The organism is Paenibacillus sp. J22R3, from assembly GCF_056269305.1.
Genome location: NZ_JBWDNS010000003.1, coordinates 490,333 through 514,222 on the forward strand (window position 1 = coordinate 490,333; position 23,890 = coordinate 514,222).

Annotated in this window: 12 protein-coding genes; 2 read left to right on the plus strand and 10 right to left on the minus strand. The window is 50.6% G+C overall.

Annotated elements, in window-relative coordinates; all coding sequences use genetic code 11:
• Positions 1–117: 117 nt before the first annotated feature.
• The 7 genes from AC0YN4_RS17040 to AC0YN4_RS17070 all read right to left on the minus strand — a co-directional run bounded on the left by AC0YN4_RS17040 (position 118) and on the right by AC0YN4_RS17070 (position 12,206).
• The gene (locus AC0YN4_RS17040; protein WP_475836256.1) at positions 118–2,616 is read right to left on the minus strand and encodes an alpha-mannosidase; all 2,499 of its coding nucleotides are present in this window, start codon (positions 2,614–2,616) and stop codon (positions 118–120) included.
• Between the two features lie 4 nt (positions 2,617–2,620).
• Positions 2,621–3,610 carry an ROK family protein gene (locus AC0YN4_RS17045; RefSeq protein ID WP_475836257.1) on the minus strand — a complete coding sequence of 330 codons (990 nt, stop codon included), beginning with the start codon at positions 3,608–3,610 and terminating at the stop codon, positions 2,621–2,623.
• A complete protein-coding gene (locus AC0YN4_RS17050) occupies positions 3,607–4,239 on the minus strand; it encodes a D-sedoheptulose-7-phosphate isomerase (protein ID WP_475782280.1) in 633 nt (210 codons plus the stop codon). The genes AC0YN4_RS17045 and AC0YN4_RS17050 overlap by 4 nt, the downstream gene beginning before the upstream one ends.
• A gap of 155 nt (positions 4,240–4,394) precedes the next feature.
• Positions 4,395–5,639, minus strand: coding sequence for an ROK family protein (locus AC0YN4_RS17055; protein WP_475836477.1), 1,245 nt, complete (start codon positions 5,637–5,639; stop codon positions 4,395–4,397).
• Positions 5,640–5,929: 290 nt separating this feature from the next.
• Entirely contained in the window at positions 5,930–10,438 is a 4,509-nt protein-coding gene (locus tag AC0YN4_RS17060) for a beta-galactosidase (protein WP_475836258.1), read from the minus strand.
• A 385-nt stretch (positions 10,439–10,823) separates the two neighbouring features.
• Complete coding sequence (locus tag AC0YN4_RS17065) at positions 10,824–11,225, minus strand: hypothetical protein (RefSeq protein WP_475782282.1); 402 nt, start codon at positions 11,223–11,225, stop codon at positions 10,824–10,826.
• 72 nt (positions 11,226–11,297) lie between these two features.
• Positions 11,298–12,206 (minus strand): DUF1835 domain-containing protein, encoded by a 909-nt coding sequence (locus AC0YN4_RS17070; RefSeq protein WP_475836259.1) that lies wholly within the window; start codon positions 12,204–12,206, stop codon positions 11,298–11,300.
• A gap of 68 nt (positions 12,207–12,274) precedes the next feature.
• Here AC0YN4_RS17070 and AC0YN4_RS17075 point away from each other — a divergent pair, with 68 nt between their 5' ends.
• The gene (locus tag AC0YN4_RS17075; RefSeq protein ID WP_475782284.1) at positions 12,275–13,237 is read left to right on the plus strand and encodes a helix-turn-helix domain-containing protein; all 963 of its coding nucleotides are present in this window, start codon (positions 12,275–12,277) and stop codon (positions 13,235–13,237) included.
• A gap of 95 nt (positions 13,238–13,332) precedes the next feature.
• Here AC0YN4_RS17075 and AC0YN4_RS17080 read toward each other — a convergent pair whose 3' ends face one another.
• From AC0YN4_RS17080 to xylA, 3 genes are all read right to left on the minus strand, one after another.
• The gene (locus AC0YN4_RS17080; protein ID WP_475836260.1) at positions 13,333–15,063 is read right to left on the minus strand and encodes a methyl-accepting chemotaxis protein; all 1,731 of its coding nucleotides are present in this window, start codon (positions 15,061–15,063) and stop codon (positions 13,333–13,335) included.
• Positions 15,064–15,311: 248 nt separating this feature from the next.
• A complete protein-coding gene (xylB, locus tag AC0YN4_RS17085) occupies positions 15,312–16,811 on the minus strand; it encodes a xylulokinase (protein ID WP_475836261.1) in 1,500 nt (499 codons plus the stop codon).
• A 20-nt stretch (positions 16,812–16,831) separates the two neighbouring features.
• The gene (xylA, locus tag AC0YN4_RS17090) at positions 16,832–18,145 is read right to left on the minus strand and encodes a xylose isomerase (RefSeq protein WP_475836262.1); all 1,314 of its coding nucleotides are present in this window, start codon (positions 18,143–18,145) and stop codon (positions 16,832–16,834) included.
• 191 nt (positions 18,146–18,336) lie between these two features.
• Here xylA and AC0YN4_RS17095 point away from each other — a divergent pair, with 191 nt between their 5' ends.
• On the plus strand, positions 18,337–23,853 hold the full coding sequence (locus tag AC0YN4_RS17095; RefSeq protein WP_475782288.1) for a DUF7507 domain-containing protein: 5,517 nt from the start codon (positions 18,337–18,339) through the stop codon (positions 23,851–23,853).
• The last annotated feature ends 37 nt before the right edge of the window (positions 23,854–23,890 follow it).

A 23,890-nucleotide genomic window follows, 5' to 3' on the forward strand; every position in this document is an offset into this window, starting at 1 on the left:
AGATTTCCTTCTACTAAAATCGTGATAGATTTCGCGGTGCACAGCACAAACAGTCCGTCCCTGCCACTCGGGAACAGACTGTTTACGGCAGATTAGAGCGCTGCTGCCCGCTTCATGCTAATAGGGAAACTCGATCAGATTCACCTCGGACACGTCTTGATCCGGGTCAGCAGGAATGCGGAATGTCTTAATCTCGCATTGACCGTAACGCAGCGTCCACGTTCGCTTCAGCGCCGGCACCTCGATCACGGCTTCGCCGCCATGCCCGCACGCTTCATAACAACGCAGCACATAACCGTCGCCATCCTCTGCGGGTTTAAATGCCGTAACGATCAGATTATCTGCGGACACTCGGATTCCCTCTGACGACTGAGGCAGCGAGCCTTTATGGTACGTTTCCACGATATGAATAGGCGGGACATTCAGCTCGAGCGCCCGCTTGGTCACCTGCGCTTGCTGCCAACCACCCTCGTGTGGAAGGAGCATATAGCGGAATTGCTGCAGCCCTTGATCCATAAATTCGCAGTATTCGTCTCGTTCGCCATAGTGGTCCGCGTAGATCGGGCTGCGAACGACCGTCATCCGCAGGTCGTTGTCTTTCACATCCGAGCTGTACTTTGAATCGTTCAACAGTGTGAGACCATATTGCTTGAGACCGGGAACATCGAGAGATCCGCTTACATCAAGCCACTGCTGGCCCGGTTCTTCCTCGCCGTTCACCGGACGCTCGATATAACCATACGGGATTTCGTATGTCGCCTTAGGCTGGCTGACGCGTACAGGGAAAGAAAGCTTAAGCATCTTATGCTTCTCCCGCCAATCCAGCTTCGCTCTTACTTCAATCCCCGGCTTGTTGCGGTAGAGGATAAAGTCCTGCCGCAGCTCCGATTGACCGCTGCGATTCGTTACTCGCATGACAGCGCGGAGCGGCCCCGCTTCCAGCAGCTTCACCTGGGCATCGCCGAATCTCGCAACCTCGTCCCGAAACTCGAATACGCCATGCGCCCAAGTATCGCAATGATGCTCGTCAATAACAATCGGCACAGCGCCGTTGCCGCTTAATACTTCTATCGCATTCTTCTTGTCATATAATCTGCGGATATGACCGGTATGCGGTTCAAACTCAACGCGGTACCAATCGTTCTCAAGCGCTGCCGGTTCTGCGATCAACTTATGCTCTGGCGAAGCGGCCTCTCCGAGCATTTTCTCCTTATAGATCCAATACACTCGGTAACCCAGTGCCGGAACACGCGCCATGAACGCTGTATCGAACTTGTCATCACTGCCATTGGTCCGCGAGCCACGGACGATCTGATGCTGGATGACTTCGCCTTGATCATCCGTGACGCTCGTCACTTTCTTGTTCACTTGGATCAGCGCATCCACTTCCCAAGACAACGGATTAAACACGACGACCGGAACGCCTGCATCCTTCTGCTCCCAGAGCACCCAGTCCATATCTTTGCTGAGCGACTGGATCTCGTCCTTCATCGTATCAATCGACCACGAGATTCGCTGCAGCGCCGCATTCAGCGTCACGGCCGCGATATTCAGCGATTCCCCATAGGCTTCCCTCGCATCTGTAAAAGCCTCCTGGACGGAGCAGCCGCCCATAATGTCGTGGAACTGATTGAACATGACATTCTTCCAGCCCCGCTGGATGTCCTGTGCGGCGTAATCGTAGCCAGCAAGCAAGTGTGCGAGTGTACCGAACTTCTCTGCCGTGATCAATCGGTGCTCCGCTTTGCGGTTCAACGCCTTGGACTCGGAATGGGTGGAGTAGCAGCCGCTCGCATGATGCTGCAGATCGTCCTCGAATACCGGGAACTGCACGCCGCTGTTCATCATTTCTTCAAAATAAGCATTCGGAGAGCTAAACCGGAAACGTTCGCTGCCTAGATCCGACTGCAGTCGGTGAATGGACTGGATGTTAGCGATGGTCGGACCGCCGCCGTGATTGCCCACGCCATAGAAGCCCATGAAATTGTGCTCATGCTGCTCGGCCAGCTCCATGACCTCCAGTGATTTGCCATAGACAGGGTCGGCATGTTTGATAGGGGAATAGTTGCTATAGCTGATTGGATTACGGAAAGCCAGCACTTGGCTGCCATCTTGGCTCTTCCACCAGAACACATTGCGCTCCATGCTCTTCTCTTGTTCTTCCGGACGCATATAGACATAACTGTCCATGCCGGTCTTCTTCAGGATTTGCGGAAGCATATTGTGATGACCGAAGGAATCGACATTGTAGCCGACCTTCGCCATCACGCCGAATTTCTCTTGATAATACCGCTGGCTGTACAAACCATGCCGAACGAACGATTCCCCCGAAGGCAGATTGCAATCCGGCTGTATCCACCAGCCCCCTACGATAACCCAGCGCCCTTCGCTCACTCTGGCGCGAATTTCTGCAAACATCTCCGGCGCATTTTGCTCAATCCACTCGTAGTAAGCAGCCCCTGCACAAGTAAATATAAAGTCCGGAAACTCAATCATCCGATCAAGTGCGGAACGAAACGTCGCCTTAATCTCCGCATAACCTTCCTGCCACTGCCACAGCCAAACCGGGTCCAGATGTGCATTGCCGATCATATGCAGCTGAATGCTGTTATTCATCGATTCAATCCCTCTTCTCCATTAGATTCCGGGCAACGGATAACGCGGCATAATCGCCGACATTCTCTCCAAGTCCGGCAGGAACGATTTCACAAACGGCTGCGGAACCGCTAAGCGCTTCACGGCGCAGCTCTTCAAACATATAGGGATCAAGCAATTCTTGCTGCCTGGTATAAATACTGCCAATGACGATGCGCTGCGGATTGATTATATCGATCAGCACAGCGATGCCCCGCCCAAGCATACGTCCAACTTCTGCGAAAATCTGCAAAGCCTGCGAGTCCCCTTGCCTTGCAGCTTCCGCGACAGCTTTCGTCGTAACCTGTTGCTGTGGCTGGTTATAGGATGGCAGCGCAGCGCCTGCTTCAAGCCGCTCAACTACCTTAGACTGCGCAAGTCTTGCAATCCCGCCTCCACTGCAAAATCCTTCGAAGGACCCTGCCTTGTTGTACCCAACCGGCCCTTCTTCCGCAAGTCTTATATGCCCAACCTCGCCTGCATTATCGTTCGTTCCGGTATACAGGCGGCCATCCAGAATGAGTCCGGCTCCCATGCCGGTGCCGAACGTGAGGAAGATCATGTTCCGCGTCCCTTGCCCCGCTCCCCACTGCCATTCGGCCAGCGCGCATGCATTGGCATCGTTCTGCAAGCCGACCGGGACGCCGAAGTGTCGTTTAATAGGCGTGATGACATCGACGCGATCCCAGTTCGGTAGATTCGGCGGCGCTAGAATCAGCCCATTGCGGCTGTCCAGTGGACCGCCGCAGCTAATGCCGATTGCCTTGAGCCGTTCTCTCTCCGCCGGATGCCGATTAAGGAGCAGCTCCAGTTGTGCTGATAGCTTGTCTAGTGTGGCTTCGGGAGTCGATTCGGTCGGAAAAGCTACCTTATCTACCAATTCGATTTGCTCACCTGCCGCCCCTGCTGCATGCCCCAGCGTAACCGCGCATTTCGTGCCCCCGATATCAAGCCCGGCATAGGTCACTATACTCATCCGAAGAACGCCTCCTCCAGCATGATGCACAGCGTGTGATAGATGGGCAGATGGCGCTCCTGGATGTCCGGCGTTACGGCATGCGGGACAACGATCGTGCAATCGTTAAGCGCTTTCATTAATCCTCCTGAGCTTCCGGTTAATCCGACGCAGATCATCCCTTTCGCCTTGGCTACTTGAATCGCTTGGATAATGTTGCGAGAATTGCCCGATGTGCTGATCCCGAGGAATACATCCCCTGCCCGGCCATATCCGTACACCTGCTGGGCGAAGACCATATCAGAGGCTACATCGTTAGCGAATGCCGTCATAAGTGCGCTGTGGCTGACTAGCGAGATTGCGGGAAGCGCGCCTTGCAAGCTATTGCAAAGTGCGTCCCCTTCTGCCGGGAACAGCTCTGTTACCGATTCTCGAAAAGACTGCGGAACCGGACGCGGCAGCATGAATCCTTTCATCAATTCCCCGACGATATGCTCGCTGTCGGCAGCACTGCCTCCGTTGCCCGCTACCAATACTTGCCCGCCCTGCCGGTAGCAGGCTTCAATCAGCTCGAAGCTGCGCTGGATATCCGCGAGGCATCCTGCAAGCTCCGGGTATTTGCTTTGAAGCACATTCAGATGCGGATTCATAAGCAATCGATTCCTTTCGCGGCGAAAACTTATTAATATAATATTAAGAAGTAGTGATTATAGGATAGATTTTACAACTGATCTACTAATGCGTCAATGGGTTTTCTCCACCTTATGAATATGAATTTAAGAAGTCGGCATTATAAAAGCCGCCCTCAACGTAGCAGCGGCTTCATGTCTATCCATTCGCTTACATCTTTTTGAAAAAACTGCTCCAGCACCAGCGTCCCCGCACCGATTGCCCCGCCTAACACACCTAATTCGGCTTTGTACATATGAATATGGTCGGCAAAGGAAGCGAAAATCCGGCTCATCGCAATTTCCTTCGTTTGCTCAAAATATGGAGGGTACGCATGCGTAAGCGCTCCTCCGATAATAATGATCTCCGGCATAAGCAGATGAATGACATTGCCAACCGCAATGCCGACATAACGTGCCGATTCCGTTAGCAGCTGCTGCGACAATGGATCTCCGTCACGCGCTGCATCCAATATTCCAGCAATCGAAACGGACTTCTCGTCTGCAAGGTATCGTTCTCGATACGATGTCTCTGCACCTCTGCGAATCTCCTCGCCTGCTCGCCGCTCAAGAGCAAGACCCGACGCCACCGCTTCAAGACATCCATAATTTCCGCAATTGCATCGAGGGCCATCAATGTTGATCGTTCCGTGACCTACTTCACCTGCACCATAAGGCGATCCATAGTGCAGCTTACCGCCAATAATCAATCCGCTTCCGATCCCAACGTCAGCATCGAGATAGAATACATTTTGCTTTCCCTGAGCGGCCCCATGCCAATATTCGCCTAGCGCGATCAGGTTCGCATCCTTTTCGATAAAGCTCTCGATTCCAAAATGGTCCGTAATCAGCTGATTAAGCGGCAGACCCGCCAGACCCTTCATGTTTGGCGGCGACAGTACGACACCTCCGAAGGAATCAAGCGGTCCGGGAATCGCCATGCCAATACCGAGTATTCGAGTGCGATCTACGTTCGACTTCACGATTGCTTCTTCGATGCAGCTGATCAACTGTTCGACGATGGTGTTGGTTTGAAGCGTATCCGGATTCGTTTCCGTCTCGTAATGAGCATGAACGCCGCCTGATAGATTCAGAACGACGACATGAATGCGGGCGACACTGAGATGAAGACCTACCGAGTAGAATCGGTCTTCCTTGAGCTTATATAAGAGAGGCTTCCTGCCGCCTGTTGATTCATCGTAGCCTACTTCGCAGATAAACGAATAAGAGAGCAGCTCATCAATGATATTCTTAACCGCTGTAAAACTCAGATGCGTTTGCGCCGCGATGTCGGCTTTAGACGCTTGTCCCTGCTTGCGGATATATTGAAGCACAGTGCTGCGATTAAGGCTTTTAACCCGCCTGTTGTTGGCTCCCCTCATTTGATTCACTTCCACCAACGCTCCTTAGGCTAACATCGTTATGGGAATTATAGCATAAAAGATGCTTTATTGGAGGAACCGCTTATCACCCTATCCCCGCCAACCCGATATTCCGCAACTAAAATCCACGGCACACTAACTTCCCACCGAACGAGAACAAGTCCACGACATCATCGTGGACTTGTTCTCATCATGAAATCCTAAGAATGCTCCAGCGATCACCACTCATTCGGATGTTTCTAGTGAATCGCTTTCTCATTTAAGCACTACTTCACCAATGTTTGAATCACTCAGTTATGGTGGCTTGGGCGATTGTCCAGATCTACAGAGAGCAAGTATGGCTTCTCAAGTGCGATAGTAAAATTACTTGTATCCACGGTGCTGCCATTAATCAACTCACGCGCGTTACCTACTGCTTTACCATTTACTTCAATTTTAATCGTCTTGGAGGCTGTAGTAGGGTCATAGTTAGCAATGTTGATAAGCAATTTACCTTCAAAACTTGTGCTCAGCCACTCCACACCGTCAATCACTTCACCTGTTACCTTATCCTTCAGCACAACATTCAATAACCGTAGATCAGTTAAACTCGCTCTGATTGATTGTTTTAAAGCGGCGTTGTCGATGTCGCTGGCGAGTACCTTCGAACCTGCAAGAACCGCGCTTCTGATTGAGCTATTCAGCGGCTTATTGTTCTCATCAGCGCTCATTGAGTTGTTGCCGATCATAATGACCTTCCCGCCTGCTTTAATGAAAGCTTTAACAGCTTTCAGCGTGGATTCCGATACATTAGTAGCTTGCGGAACGATAAGCAGCTTGTAATCATCTAATCCACCATCTTGCGATTGTTTTTCAGAAACAAAGCCTACTCTTTGACCACTAAATGTCAGTGCTTCATAAGCCCGATCCATCATATCCAAATACGAATTCGAGTAGACCATGGAAGGAAGCGAGTAGAGAATAGCTGCCTTCGGTGCACTGTTTTGCAGAGCAGTCACTTGATAAGCCAGTCGGTTCAAATCCAAATTCACTTTACCTATCGTTTGTACCACATCCGGACGCTGCAGAACACTGCCATAGAAATCACTATTAGAATCATAGGATCTCTCCCATACCCATATCGTAGAAGCGTTCTTGCCATGTACAGCGGATTGCCATAGTGATGTTTCGACATGCTTAGCTTGTTCTGGTGTATAAACGGTATCTCTGTCCGCAATAACATGTGTTTCCGAGTTAAAGATTGGCGCTTTTCTAAACGAACCTTGCAAGTCATAGAACCGGTTCTCGCGGATAAAGCCGCCAATGCCATTACCAAGGTAATTCCAATTGTCATTACCGTTCATATCCGAGAATTCGCTAAAATCCTCCGGATCAACGCCATAGGTTGTTGCACCAGTCAAGTTAGCCATGATTTTGGCGCTGACAGGCACATTTGGCGCAAGCTTCTTCACTAGCTCAGCCATCCATTCGTGCCACGATGAGAAGTACTCATTGTTGAAAACAGTCCAATCATAGTAATACGGCGTTGCACTACTGGATGCAGGCATTACAACATCGTTAAATGTACTGAAATTCGAACCATAAGTAGTATTTAAACTTCCGATTTTCTTATATTTTTTCTTAAGGAATTGGTGCCATGGCGCCACTGCATAAGTATCCGTTCTCGTATCATACTTAGGCTCATTGCTTATGATGATACTGTGCAGCGCTGATGAATTCTTCACCAATGGGATCAAAGCTTTGATATAGGCTTCGATAATTTTGCGTGCTTCCGGTGCATTAACGTTGAATTTCAGGAAGCCCGAATTGTCGGTATTCACCACATTCGGCCACTTATCTTTCGCCCACTGCGGGAAATAATGCGGTGAGATGAGCAGGCTGACCGCGATATTATGATTCTCTGCATTTTTAAGAGTTGGAATAACGCTGTTCTTAATCAGTTCTGTGGAAATGCTGAACTCGTCTTTGCTTCCTGTTGCAGGCGGCAGCACCGTACCATCCGGTCCTAGCTCCATCTGAATGATATTCGTGCCATAGTCGCTAAACTGCGGGATATCGGCTTTCGCTTGATTGAAGTGGCCGTATCCCGTGAAGAAAATCGGCCGGTTGTCGACTTGATTCGATGTGGCTGTTTTTGTTGGGCCTATAAACGAGAAGCCTTTCAGCTTCGAACGAGCAGAGACGTATCTCGGAACGCTTAACGCTGTCTTCTTACCGCTCAAGTAAGCCTGCACATTCGTGATCGCTTCATTGTAGAGGCGATCCAGCTCGTTTACGACATAATCTGCCCGCGTTAAGAGACCGTTCGTAATGTCGTCTTTGCCGTATTGAATAAAGTTCTTGATTACAGTGTAATTCACCGTTTCGTAGTCTACCGGGATGCGCCGCGCCTTAGCTGTCGCAAGCAGACCCTCCAGCGCCGGCAGCTTCTCACTCAATTCATTCAGCAAGCTTAACAATGCATCTGCATTCCGTTTTACGGATACGGCAATCGTTTCTTCCTTGGACTCGCCTGTATCTTTATTAATGATGATTACCTTGAATTGCTGATTCCCAACAGTAGGGAACGATACCGGAATTGCTTTCTTAAGCACTTTCCCTGCTGGTACGGTGACTTCCTGGAGCTCTGAACCGCCGACATTCGGAAGGGAAATCTGGAATGTCTCAGCTTCCTCGCCGAAGTTAGCTACAGCTATTGAATAGTCATATGTTGTATTCTGAAGAACATCCTGCGGCCCATGCATCCAAGTGCTCCAGGTTTGGTCTTGATCCAGCAGCATCAAGGAACCAAGACTTGTTGCATCCTTGCCGTTACCGATCCCCGGCGTCCATTCGATGTAGCCTCTTCTGCCGGAACCATCATTATCATTAATCAGCAATGTAAATGGAACCTTATCCCCTGGTGCTGCAGGCAACGCGGCCAGCCACGGAATAACCAAATCATAGGCGGTTACCTTATTCGTATTGTCACGGCTGACTTTCAGCTTGATCGAATCTACTCCAAGTTTAGCGCTCCCGCTATTCCAGCTGAATTTGCTTGCCGTTCCGCCGCCGTAAGAGAAGCCGTATTCCGGTCCGTAAACTGCGCCATCCTTGGAGAAAGCAACCTGAACACTATCGCCCATCCAAATATCGCCGCCTGAAAAATCAAACTGATCGGCATCCTTCACATTAACTTGCATGTAGAGATTATTATCATCGTAGGCAAGTACCGCATTTGCTGACGAATCGTTAACACCGCCCCAGCCTGATATTTTTACTTGTTTACTGGCATTAGACGGTAAAGTGAAAGAAGCCTGCCCGCTCCAATCGTTCACAAAGCCATCTGCACCGAAATTGCTCGTGCGTTGGATGCCTGCAAGCATCCCGTTTCCGATATCCGCTACATTCGACTTTATCCCGTAGAGCTCTTCTCCCGACACACCGGTTCCAATTGTGTAGTCGAAAACGGAAACCGCACTCTTCGGCTTATCCGTAATCTCCGCATAGGCCTTAATTGTGGTGACATCCGAGATCGTAATGGGGCCAGTATACATAATGGAGGTAGTAGAAGTCTTTGGATCAGATCCATCGAGAGTGTAGAAGATGTTAGCTCCCACAGACGGTGTAGTAAGGGTAACCTTTGTGCCCGGCGTTACGGCCGAAGAATCCGGAGTTGCCGATACACGTTGAACCTGACTCGTAAGAATTCTCATATTGTCGAGCTGATAGTGCAGCGTGCTTCTGCCCGCAATAGAGGTATCGCCATTCCAAATATAAAAGATGATGTTCGTAATATGAGAGCGATTCGCTGCTGGGATATTGTTTAGATCTAAAGTGAACGTATTCCACTGTTCCGCTGTCTGAACCGGGAGTGGCTCTTCATAGATTACACTGCCTACCGAATCCATCAGCTTGAAGCGGAGCGGCTCGAAATCACCTGCCGTTTGACTACCTACGGGACGAATGTCGAACTTCAGCTTCGTAGCCGGAGATAAGTCGAGTGGATTTGCATTCAAATCCCAGTGATACTCGACCCACGCATTTCCATTATCCAGACTCGGGACGGAAAATATAACATCGGCTGCTTGTGTTCCCTCAGTTTTAGTTACTGTATTTGCTGTAGCCGTTGTGCCCTGCCAATCGTTCAAGTTCTCGTATCCGTTAATGACATTCTCCATCAACGAATCCACAGGCTTTATTACTCTTAAATTATCAAACTCATATTGCAGTGTCGTTCTGCCGCCAATATTAGAATCCTTGTTCCAAATGTAAAAGACAATATGGCTGATTGAAGCCTTATCCGCCGCTGTCATATTGCTTAAATCCAGCGTAAATGTATTCCACTGATCCGCCGTTTGCTTCGGCAATGCGTCTTCAAACAAAACCTTATTCGCCGTTTCGTTATACAGCTTGAACCGGAGCGGTTCGTAATCACCTGCTGTTTGACTACCTACGGGACGAATATCTACCTTTAGCTGCGTTGCAATAGATAAGTCGAGTGGATCTTCTTTTGTGTTCCATAGAATTTCGCGCCAAGCATTGTCGCCTAGCGGATTCGGTACCGGATAGGTGACAATGACTGATTGTGCGCCTTCCGTCTTATTCCCTGTATCTGCTGCAACTGACATAGCGCCGTCATTAGACTTCCAGTCCGCGATTTTCTCGAATCCGTTAATAACCTCTTCTTGGGTAGTCGGATTTGCCGATACAACCGGATCATCAGCAGCGTAAGCCCGGCTAGCAGGTGGTGCGCCGAATCCTATTAAACCAAGCAGCAATGCGCCTGTAAGAATAATGGCATTTATTCGTCTGAACATGCTCATATAACCTCCCGTTTGTTTGCAACATCTAACTGTCTATCTTTGAAGCATAATGCGTTACCGGACACTCCCTGTCCTCTCTGCAACGCCTCCTTTGATGATCTCTGTAACTCCTTAAGTGAAAGCATGTATGTATTTTCGCTGATTGAAGCGCTTTCAAGTTTTCACAGCTATTGTACTGCGATTCGCAGAACGCATTAATAGAATATCTTTACTTGTGTCTGTTGTTATTTTGACATCTGCTATTTTTCTATAGAGCAACACGCATCCTACGTATCGGCCGAAGCTGAGAACTCTTGTCACCTCTGTACAGCAAAAAAAGCCAACCAGCAGCAGCCGGTCAGCCTGTCAAAATGAGCTCGCATCCAATGCGAGCAATTCCTTACGTATGTACATCGCCGGAGAAGTACCCGTACGAACCGTCGTCCGGGAAGAAATCATCCTGCTGGGGGGCGTCGTCGTCCCAATTGGTTAATCCGGCTTGCGATTCTTCTTGAGCGATCAAATCTTCGTTGACCACATGCGCCGGTATCGTAATATTTTCCATATTATAAGCGTCATTCGTGAGCTCAATATCCGGTATGGAGGACTGAACCGCAAGCTGTCCGCCATGCGCTTGCGCAATTTCAAGTGCGGAAGTAAGATCGCTGCCATGCAAATGAATATGCACGCCCCCACCCTGCTGAATGACAGGTTCGTAACCTAGCTCTTGAAGCGTGCTGCACGCGAGCGCGGCGGTATTGCTATCACCGAATTGAAAAAATAACGCAGTATCATTCTGCATCTTTCAGGCACACCCTTCTCCGGCAAAATAGTCCATTCCCGTTTAGAATGCCCATTTCCCAAGAAGTCATTCCTACCCTTTGCCAATTCCGTTCGCCGCAAGAACAATCTGCCACTTGCCCCACTCGATCGGATGTTCTGCAGCATACCCCGGCAGCGGCTCGTCTCCATCAATGATAATTAGCGGAAAATTACCTGCCGCCATCCGATTGAGCACGGCCCAATAAGACAAATCACCCATGCCGAGCATCGGAATTGCCGTAGAAACGGAACCAAATAACTTATCCGGCGTGAGCGGCCCTTGCCTCTGCTCTAATACCTCCAGCGTTAATCGCTCCACAATACCTACTTCACCATCATCCTCGGAAGGAATCCGCTGAAGCTGGAACTGCAGCGCTGCGGCCATCACTGGCAGAATAGCAGCATCTTGGCTCATTAGCCACGACTTAATCGGTTCCCTGCCACCTGCAGCATAAGCTTCCCATGCACGAGCACCTGCAGCGAGCTCATCACCGGAAACCAGCTTGCGTTCCCGCCATAAGCCGCTAAGCTGCTCCGGTGTCAGCTGACCCAGGCCGCGGAAATCTGTAACGCCGGCAACCTCTTCGGCGATAACCCAGATAAGCTTCGGAGCTTGTCCAAGCCGTACTGGTGCACGCCACAGCCAATAAAGCAAAGCCGCAAGCATCGCTTGATCGAACAAATCATATTCGAACCAGAGCACGATGTCCTCGCCTTCACGTACCGCGCTCGTCAATACGGCTAACTGCGACTCACACTCTCGTCTGTAATGCTCGCTCGGTACGCCACAATCCGTTTCAAACCATACGGCTCGTTCAATTATCTCGGCTAACCCCCACCATTCCAGAGACGCCGGGCCATCGATCCAGCTCTCTCTCCAAGGCAGAATACGGTCTGATTCGAACAACCCGGTTCGTGCTAACAACGCGGCAGCATGATCGCCATTTGTGATATGAAGCATGTTTATCCATTCCCTTCCATTAATTATATGTTATAATAAACGAACAACAGGAGCAGGGGGGCATAATAATGGATGATTTATTTACGTATTATACAGATGCAATCATGATCATTCATGAGAATCAAGGTGTACGTACAATACACACGATTAATAATGCCTTCTCAACTATAACAGGCTTTTCCTCTGAGCAGCTGGTCGGGCAAGATATTGCAACGATACAGCCTGATACTGCCAGCACGCTATGGGGGCTTATTGACCGGCTTTGCGCTACCTTCTCGAATCAGAAGAGCAGCGCATACGCGGAATGCAATCTTACTATGCAGTCAGATAAACATATTTTCGCTGAAGTGTTTGTTCAGCAGCTCGAAATTATTAATGCCGTCTATTACACCGTTAAGCTTGTTGACCGCTCTGAGCACAAATGGATTGAAGAAATGGTGATGAAACAGAATGTTGTGTCTTCGGTCATCTATACGAGCGGTGGATTAATGACGTCGCTTCGCAGCTATCGCAGCTCGATTCCCTATGACAGGTACAAGCTTTCCCTGAAACAAAACAAAGAGTTTGTTGTAGAAGAAGATCAGGCTCGTGTCCACAGCTTCTTTAATTCACTTCGTGAAAGCCGTCAGTCGGGTCAAATCACGTACACACTACGGCTTTTTGAAGAAAGGTACCTCACAACATCTCTCATTCAACCCTTCTACAATGCGGATGACAGCTTTAAATGTTATGCCATCCTTACACTTGCCATGAATGCCATTCACCTATCCAAGTTTGGACAAGCCATCCGTAAACAAACCCAATCCTTTAAGAGCGACATGCGTGATGCGGATATCGATCCGGCCTATAAGCTCCGTTTGCTTATGGTAGAGAAGAAGCTCTCTGTCACCCAGCTTGCCGAGAACACCCAAATCTCATTAACGACCATTTCCAATATCCGAAACGGCAAAATCAAGAAGCCGCAGCGCCTAACGGCCCATTTGATTGCGGCCGAGCTCGGCGTAGAGCCCGGTGAAATTTGGGGCGACTGAGTCGATGTAGACTACGATTACCTGCATAACACATAACAAAGAACCGCTCTCACAAGTCGTATCGCACACTTCTGAGGCGGTTCTTCTGCTGCTTGTTACAATTTAAACTTCGCTGTCAATGCGTTCATCTCAAGCGCAATATCGCTCAGCGAACGGGATGAGTTGGCGATTTGCTCTGCGGAAGCGGTCTGTTCCTCTGCTGTAGCTGCCACAGTCATCGCCGTTTCGGAGCTGTTCCTTGCAATCTCCTGCAAACGCTGCATCGAGCTGATGACCTGTTCTGAGCCTGCTGCCATTTGCTCCGATGCTGCTGCCACCTCTTGCACTTGACCTGATACACGCTCCGATGCTGCTGCAATGCCAGCGAAGGATGCACCTGCTTCACGCACACTGCGCAGACCGGCTTCCACTTCAACGGAGCTCGAACGCATCGTTTCCACGACGGTAAGCGTGTCGCTCGTGACATGTTCAATCACTTGCTCAATCTCTTCGATGGCTTCCGAAGTTTGAAGCGCCAGCTTCCGAACCTCGTCGGCGACTACCGCAAAGCCGCGGCCGTGCTCGCCGGCGCGTGCTGCTTCTATCGCTGCATTCAGTGCGAGTAAGTTCGTGTGCTTCGACACTTCACCGATCAGCTTCGAAATGCCGCCGATGTTGCGGGTATGCATTTCCAGTCGATTGACCTGCTCGGTTGCTTGCAGCACGGTTTCGTGAATGGCCGACATCCGTACCATCGCCTGCGATACCGCTTCATGCCCAATCGCTGCCTGACGACTCGCATCTGCCGATAAGCTGGCGACCAGCGAGGTCGACTCCGCAATACGATTGATCCCTTCGCCAAGATCCTGCGTCGTCTTGCTTACTTCCTCGAAACGCTGCAGCGTAATCTCCGTTCCGGCAGCCATATCCGCAACCGATTCCGCGGCTTGCTGCGACGACCCTGCGTTCTGCTCCGAGATCGCCAGCATTTGCTGAGAAGAAGAAGCAATGCCTGCTGAAGCTTCTTGTACACCCTGCATAGCAGCGCGCAACTGCACGATCATGCCGGAAAGCGAGTTATACAAAGCGCCGATCTCATCCTTATTGCGAATCTTCGGCACTTCCGTAACCAAATTGCCGCTTGCGACTTCATTCACAACGACAGCCGCCTGCTTAATTGGTTTCGATATCGTTCTGCGTACATACCAGGTCAAGAAAATAACCAGAATCGTACCGACAACCAGTGCGATTTGACTTGTCCGCTGCGATTGCGAATTGATCGTTATGTTTTGCACCTTCGCCTCTTCTGCGCCGGTATGGTTGTTACGGACCAAATAATCAATGCTGCTTTGAATCGCCGCATAGGAGTGCTCCGAATCCTTCATCAGCGCAACAATTTCTGCCGTGCTCAGCGCTTGCTTATTGTTCGCTGACACCTTCTTCGTAACATCCTGATACCCTTTCCATGCTTCCTCAAGCTTCGTGAACAGCTCTTGATCCGTCTGATCCCCCGCTGTCATAATTGCTTTATACGCTGCGAGACTATCATCTACTTTCTTAATCGTTGCATCCGTATCGGAAACATATTGTTTCTTCAAGCTTGCATTGGTTTCAAGAAGAATTTTGTACTGCAGGGTCAGCACATGATCCGCCATGTAGTTGATGTTGTTGATCGTCTCAACGCCTACAAGCCATTTGTCCGCGATCATCTTCGTGTTGTCATTAATTTTGGTCATCATGAGGGAGTTCAACACCCCATTCACAAGCAGCAAAAGCAGAACGCTGATAAAGGAAATCATCAGCTTGGCACCAACCGTAAATCTAACCTTTCCATTCATCTTCTCCATGTTGATCTCCGCCTCTGCCCCAATATTCCAATTATACTTGGAAATTCGTCACTTTAATAATTACATTATTCGACATTTCGCGTGAATTGGAAATGTCAATAAAACCTCCATTTTAGCGCCATTTGTCTATTTTGCTAATCTACCATATTTTTGCTGAAAGTTAAATATTTAAAGAAAAATTTATCGTACAGACACAAAAAAGCCACTTCTCTCGACGTTCGAAAGAAGCGGCTTTATATTAACTTCATCTAATTGCGATACGGCTGCAAGCCTGCGTTCAACGCTTTCGTCTGCGCGTAAACGTCCTGGTAGACGCGGAACAGCCCTGCATATGCGCTGACAGCAGCTGGGTCTGGATGATAAACCGCGGCGCGTTTCACGAACAATTCTGCGCACGCCTCCAAACTTTCGAACCATCCGCAGCCATATGCTGCAAGCATCGCCGCACCAAGCCCCGGACCTTGCTCATTCTCCAAGGATACGACATCGGCACCGAATATATCAGCCTGCATCTGAAGCCACACCGGATTCTGAGCGCCGCCGCCAATGGAAATAATTGTATCTACTATTTTGCCGGCTTGTCTGAACAGATCCACCGATTCATTCAGAGAGAACGTAATGCCTTCCATAACAGCACGGGCAAAATGAATCCGCTCATGCGAACCATCGATCCCGATAAAGCTGCCGCGAATAACCGAATCGGCATGCGGCGTACGCTCGCCAACCAGATAAGGCGTGAACAGAAGTCCGTTAGCGCCCGGCTTCACATCGCCGATACCGGCAAGCAGCTCGTCGAACGATTCACCCTTAGCAAACGTATTCTTAAACCAGCTGAGACTATAGCCTGCCGCGAGCGTAACGCCCATCGCGTAGAACGCATTCTCTTTACCATGGTTGAAGAAATGCACTTTACCGCGGAAATCATTGCCGCTGCCCTGCTCGAACGAAAGAATAACGCCGGAGGTGCCGATGCTGCACATCGTCAATCCCTCTTGCAGAATGCCGGAGCCAATGGCTCCGCAAGCATTATCCGCACCGCCCGCGAACACCTTTGTGCTCTCGGATAGTCCGGAAGCTGCTGCTTGATCAGGCAGCAATGTGCCAGTCAAAGCATGAGATTCCACAAGCGGCGGCGCGAAGGAAGCCGGAAGACCGACAGCTTCGAGCACTTCGCTGCTCCAGCATTTATTCGCTACATCAAGCAGCAACGTGCCTGCTGCATCCGAGTAGTCCATATGCAGCGCGCCTGTAAGGCGATAGCGAACATAATCCTTCGGCAGCAAGAACGAAACCGCCTGCGAGAAGACTTCCGGTTCGTGCTTACGCACCCATAGAATCTTCGGCAGCGTGAAGCCTTCAAGCGCTGGATTACGGGTTACCGTAAGCAGCAGCTCTTGGCCCACTAGTGCTTCGATCTCACGGCATTCCGCCGTCGTGCGCGTATCGTTCCATAGAATGGCTTTGCGAACCGGATCTCCAGCCGCATTCAGCAGCACCAAGCCATGCATTTGACCGGAGAAGCTGATGCCTTCAATCGCATCAGCCGGTACGCCGGATTGCTCCACTAGCTCGCGAAGCGCGCCGATTGTTCCTTCCACCCAGTCATCCGGCGTCTGCTCGCTCCAGCCGGAGTGTTCATGATACAGCGGATAATCACGGGAAGCTTCAGCAGCTACAGTTCCGCTCCGATCAAGGAGAAGCGCTTTGACCGCGCTTGTACCCAGGTCAATTCCGATAACATAGGACATGCTTGACTGGCCTCCTCGAATTAAACGCTGTAGATAACTTCGTTCAGTACCAATTTGATCCGCTCAAGACGGCCGGACTCGTTCTTGATCGTGTTGTTTTGCATCGCGTATTGCTCAAGGGATTGCAGCGTAGCGCGGCCTGCAACGATCTCGGCACCGATGCCGTCTTTGAAGCTGCGGTAACGGTTGTCTACGATGTTGTCGATGATTTTCTCGTCGATCAGCTTCGCAGCTGCCTTCAGACCCCAAGCATACGTATCCATACCAGCGATGTGTGCAAGGAACAGATCCTCGTCTTCGAATGAGCCACGGCGAACTTTCGCATCGAAGTTTACGCCGCCTTTGCCAATTCCGCCTGCTCTAAGCACTTCATACAAAGTAAGTGTTGTCGAGTACAGGTCTGTCGGGAATTCATCTGTATCCCAGCCAAGAAGCAGGTCACCTTGGTTCGCATCCAGCGAGCCAAGCATGCCATTGATGGCAGCAACGCGGATTTCGTGCTCGAATGTATGGCCGGCAAGCGTAGCATGGTTCGCTTCAAGGTTGAGCTTGAAGTATTCTTTGAGATCATATTTCTGCAGGAAAGCAATTGTCGTTGCCGCGTCAAAGTCGTATTGATGTTTAGTCGGCTCTTTCGGCTTAGGCTCGATCAAGAACTGAGCGCCGAATCCGATTTCTTTGGAGTATGCAACAGCCATGTGAAGCAAGCGAGCCAGGTTGTCGAGCTCAAGCGCCATATCTGTGTTCAGAAGCGTTTCGTAGCCTTCTCGGCCGCCCCAGAATACATAGTTCTCTGCGCCGAGACGTTTGCCCACTTCAAGGCTCTTCTTCAATTGTGCACCGGCATAAGCGAATACATCCGCATTGGACGTAGTAGCTGCACCATGTACGAAACGCGGGTTCGTGAACATATTCGCTGTGTTCCAGAGCAATTTCGCGCCGGTAGCTTTCATGTTCTCTTCCATCAAGTCCACGATAATATCCAGGTTCTTGTTCGTTTCAGCCAGTGTTGCGCCTTCCGGAGCAATGTCGCGGTCATGGAAACAGAAGTAAGGAATGCCGATTTTGTTCAGGAATTCGAAATTCGCTTCAACGCGGGCTTTCGCTTGATCCATCTCATTAGCGGAATCCCAGCCGCGAACCGCAGTGCCTACGCCGAACGGATCGGAGCCGGCACCAGTGAATGTATGCCAGTATGCTACTGCAAAGCGCAGATGCTCTTCCATTGTTTTGCCGAGTACAACTTCTTTAGGATTGTAATGTTTGAATGCTAGCGGATTGTCCGAGCCTTTGCCTTCGTAAGCGATTTTACCGATATTTTGAAAATAAGCCATGAATAATTCCTCCTAGAATGGATGTTTTGAAAACGCTCTTACAGCTATTCTAGCATCATTAAACTTAGTTTGTCTACTAAACAAAGTATGTTTTTTTTATAACATCCCCCATCCAAATACAGGCATACATCCCGGCTTGCTCGCATACATTGTACATAGTTTTTCTTTCAACACACAGGAGGCGAGTTTGGATGGCCTGCGGTAATTTAGGCGTAGCGAATGATTTTAACGTTTTCGTGCTGGGGAACCACACGCAATCTTTCGTTGATTCCGGCGGACGTGTGGCCGTTGGTGGCAATGCAACCTACAACAGCTACGGAATTGGCAATGCACTCCCCACATCAACTACGCGTGCCGACTTGATCGTTGGCGGCAATATGAACATCATCGGCGGCACCAATTTCAGCGGGAACAGCGTCATAAGCCCTACCGGAACCATTATTAATTACACGATGACGAACAATAACGGCGTTGCCGGTCAGCCTTTCCGCGCCACGCCGGTCGATTTTGCGGCAGCAGAGCAATATTTGACCTGTGCCTCAAGCTCGTGGGGCTCACTTGGTCCAACCGGAACCGCCTTTGTTAACTTCGGCCAAATCGTATTAAGCGGCAACAGCCCTACCCTTAATATATTCAACATCAATGGCAATAACGTTGCGGGCTCCGGTGTTTCGCTTGCCACCGCAAACGGCATTAACATTATCACACCGCCCGGCTCCACTGTGCTTGTGAATATTTCCGGGACCAATGTCGGATTCGGCAGCTATGCGATTTTCATCAACGGCGGTCAATCCACCCCAGCGAACGGGGCCGTCATTCTATGGAATTTCTTTCAAGCGACAACTGCATTCAACCTCAATCTGTCGATCAAAGGTTCCGTGCTTGCCCCATTCGCAGCTTGGAGCGCATCCGGCTTCGGGAACATCGACGGTACGATTGCGGTCGGATCGCTTACCAATACGACCGGTTCCATTGAAGAGCATCACGTCCCTTTTACGGGCTGTTTGCCGGAAGTCTTCTGTACACCGAGGCTGCAGCTGACGAAGACCGTCAATGGCGGAAGTTCCGTAAGCGGCCCTCCGGGAACACCGCTGACGTACGTCATCACGGTCACGAACACAGGTGCCGGGACGTTAACGAATATTGTCGTCGACGACCCTGAACTAAACTTTAACCAAACGGTCATGGTGCTGCCAGCCGGACAGTCCGTACAATTCACGATTAATTCCTCCATCAAATCCGGCCCGCCTAACAGCAGCTATCAGAATATCGTCACGGCGAAGAGCAATCAAACGCCTTTGCAATCCGCGGCTGTCACCATTAATATTGTCGGCCCGATTGTAGCGGAGCTGATCAAGACCGTTCAACCTACCACTGCAGAACCCGGAGATACCGTTACTTACACGTTTACACTTGTGGTTCAGAATGGTGCCACGCTCTTAAATGTGCATCTGGTCGATCCCGTGCTTGGTCTGGACTTGTCGTTTCCATCAGCGACCAGCGGTGAGCTGGCTTCTGTTCCCTTCGTCATTCCTGCGAATACGCCAATTGGCAGTAATTTCGTCAATACCGCAACGCTAACCGCAAGCAATTTGCCTCAGCCCTTAACCGATTCGGCAACCGTCCTGATCACGGAAACGCCGTCTGTCATCTTGACCAAGTCAGCAGATAGCGCCACCGCGATCCCCGGACAAACCATTATCTACACCCTTACCGTCAGCAATGAATCCAAAGCCACGACGCTGTTCAACCTTGTGCTGACCGATCCGCTGCTTCATGTCAATCAAACGATCGCGAAGCTCGATCCGCAAACTTCCGTCGTCTTTCATGGCATGTATACCGTTCCCGCCGGAACGCCCGCTGGCACAATTATTCACAATACCGCGACTCTCGTATCCTCACTTGGCACGCAAACAGCGAGTACAGACGTTACCATCCTCGCAGCCCCAAGCATCACGATTACCAAAACACCAAGTGTGACGCTTGTAGCGCCGGGCGAAACCATCTTCTACGACATTACGGTAACCAATACGGGCAACATCCCGCTAACCGATGTCTTTATTACCGACCCGGTATTGTCCTTCTCCGTTACGGTGCCTATTCTCCCGGTAGGCGGGCAATATGTCGCTAACGCCTCTTTTTCGGTTCCGCTCGGAACGCCCGCAGGGACGAAAATCATCAACACCGCATCGGTAATAACCGATCAAACACCGGCGATTTCGGCAATGGCAGAAGTCGTCGTCGCAGCAGTATACGGATTGTCGCTGGCTAAGACAGCGGATGCGAGTACGGCCGTACCCGGTCAAATAATTAACTACACCATTACGGTCACGAATACTTCCAATGCCAATTTGACGAATGTCACCATTACGGACGATCTGCTGTCTTTTACGGAAACGATCGCCACCCTCCCTGCCGGCGCCACGATCATGTATGACATTGAATACACCGTTCCCGCCGGAACACCAGCAGGAACCATTCTGACGAACACCGCGACAGCCGACTCTGACCAAACGGAGCCAACCACGGCAACGACGATGGTTATTATCACGGCCGTGCCATCGCTTAGTTTAACCAAAACCGTTGCACCGACCAGCGGACCGGCCGGTACTCCACTCACCTATACCTTCACGGTAACCAATACCGGTAACACCAGCTTGACACAGGTGCGCGTCCAAGATCCGCTCCTTGGCGTGGATACGATCATTCCGCTAATCGCGATAGGCGGGCAGGCCGTGTTCAACGTCCCTTCGGTTATTCCGGCCTTGCCGCCGGGAACGATCATTCATAATATCGCGAACGCAACCTCAACCGAGACGCCGACTCCGGTGTTCGCCGATGCCTTTGTAACCGTTGGAACCCCACCGACCCTATCGTTGACTAAGTCCGTAAGCGAACCTTCCGCTCTTCCGGGTGAAACGGTAACCTTCACGATTACGCTGACAAATACATCCGTGGTTGTGTTAACGAACGTATTGCTTGTCGATGAATTTTTCAATCTAAACTATACGTTCGACAGCCTTGCACCGGGCGAGTCCCGGACTATCAATGCCGATTTCACGATACCGCTCGATTCATTCGGGGGAACTGTCTATGTGAATACCGTAACAGTCTCTTCCGACCAGACGCCGCCTGTCTCAGCATCGGCTTCCGTCACCACCGAGAATGTTTTCGATATGACGATTACGAAATCGGTCAATTTCGCGACAGCGCTGCCGGGCCAAACCATCACGTACACGATTAAGGTCGAAAATACAGGAAATGCCTCCCTCTTCAATGTGTTGGTAACGGATCCGATTCTTGGTCTGCAAACGGTGATTACGGAGCTTGATGCTAACGCTGTTCAAACGTATATGATTCCGTACACCATTCCCGTTGATGCTGTTCCCGGCTCTATCATTGCGAACACAGCTACAGCGAGCAGCATGCAGACCGGTGATCGTACGGCAAGTGCCAGCGTCGAAATACTGCCGATTCCTGCCGGCGATATTAAAGTGCAGAAGCTTGTGAGCACCTTGACTGCGGATCCGGGCGATACGGTCTTTTATACGATTATTGTGTTTAACGACTCCACCGCGCTCGTCACAAATATTCAAATTACGGACCCTGTCCTTGGGATCAGCGAGACAGTGGCCGAACTCCCGCCGCAGAGCTCCTATACACTGAGCGTGCCATATACAGTTCCGCTTGGCACACCCGGAGGCACGGTAATTGTCAATACCGTCTTCGTCGATGCGCTCGGTGAAACTCAGACAGCCACTGCAACCGTCACTGTGAATGGAATTGCTGCGGTCACGTTGACGAAGACGGCCAGCCAGTCGACTTCCCTGCCAGGCGACATTGTGAACTACACCATTACGGTCACGAATACCGGCAACGTGCCGCTGACGAATGTTACGGTTACCGACCCGACGCTTGGCTTTGCGGACGTGATTCCGTCACTTGCAATCGGTCAAAGCGTGCCATTCGTTGTGCCATTCGTAGTTCCGGCTGTTCCTGCCGGTACGATCATTACGAATACGGCCTCAGTAACCTCGGATCAGATTCCGACGCCTGTAACTGCGTCTGCATCGATCAGCGTAGATACACCGGCAAACATTTCAATAACGAAGACGGTCACCCCGGCTTCTGCCGCTCCGGGCGAAACCGTTACATTCACCATTGAAATCATTAATACCTCAGCGGTTATTTTAACGAATGTGGAGATCACGGATGAGCTGCTTGGTTTGCTCATAGATGCGCCGGTTATTCCTCCGGGTGTGACTCGAACAATTACGATCGATTACACGATTCCACCTCAAACGCCTGCCGGCACAGTGATTAACAATGTCGCAACCGTCACTTCCGATCAAACGCTGCCTGCTTCCGCCGCAGCCGCCGTAACCGTGACTGCTGCTCCTTCCTTAAGTCTGGAGAAGCGTGAAAGCTCAAGAACCGCGATCCCTGGGGATTTCGTCACTTATTTGATCACGGTCACCAATACGGGCAATGTGGCCTTAACAGGCATTCGGTTAACGGATAACTTGCTGAATCTGAACGAAGTCATTTCACTGCTGGAACCTCAGCATACGTTTGTCTTGAACATCCCGTTTCAAGTGCCTTTCGGATTACCTGCCGGAACCAGCATATTCAATACCGTTGTGGCCGTCTCTGATCAGACCACCCCGCAAGAGGCGATGACGAATCTGGATATTCTGCCGGTCTACTCGATTGATGTTCGGAAGACGTCCGCACAAACCGAGGTACTTCCGGGAGGAACGATTGCGTTCGAAACGACCGTAACGAATACGTCCAACACGATCTTGACAAATCTCGTGCTGCACGACCCGCTTGTTGCTGTTGACGAAACGATCAACTCTTTGGATATCGGCGATTCGTTCACGCTTCATTCCGACTACGTCGTACCACTCGGCACTCTGGCTAACACCATTATCACCAACGTGGTAACGGTAACGACAAGCGAGACACCGCCTGCCGTTGCGGACAGCTCGGTGCTCGTTCTTCCGGATCCACGGCTTGAATTGACGAAGAAACTGCCGGTCATCGGTGTTCCCGGCGGCAGGCTAAGAATGGGATTGTTCTTCGTCAATAGCGGTAATGTCACCTTGCATAACATTCATTTGGTTGATGCGGCTGCGCGGTATGATTTCCACTTGGATGAACTGACGCCGGGGGCGAATCAACGAGGATCACTGTGGTTCATCCTCCCTCAGGATGCGCAGATTGGTTCGCAAGTCGTCAATACGGCTGTCATCAGCTCGAATGAAACGGCTCCGTTCGAAGCGCGTGCGAACGTTACGGTTGTCGGCCTGCTCATTGAGAAAACATCAAGCGCCATATCTGTCGTTGTCGGCGACCGCATCACCTATTCCTTGGTCGTTCGGAATCCGACTTCATATGCTGCACATAATGTTGTACTGAGGGATCCGCTTCCGATGGAAGCCGCCTTTATTCCGGGCAGTGTATCGGTCAACGGCGAACGGCTGCCTGATGCGACTCCGGGCTTCCCGGGTATACCGATTGGTACCATCCCTGCCGGCACATTCGCGACGGTGTCGTTCAAGGCTAGAGTAAAACTGGAGCCGCCCGGTCACAGATTAGAGAATCAAGCGCACGCCAGCTTTACGTTTACAGAAGGCGGACATACGGTCAGCGGCACTGCGGAGTCGAACGTATGGATCGTTGAGGTATACGACGACGAGGAATAAATAAAGTGCAACTTCACCTTCCGCGTGGTAAAATCGT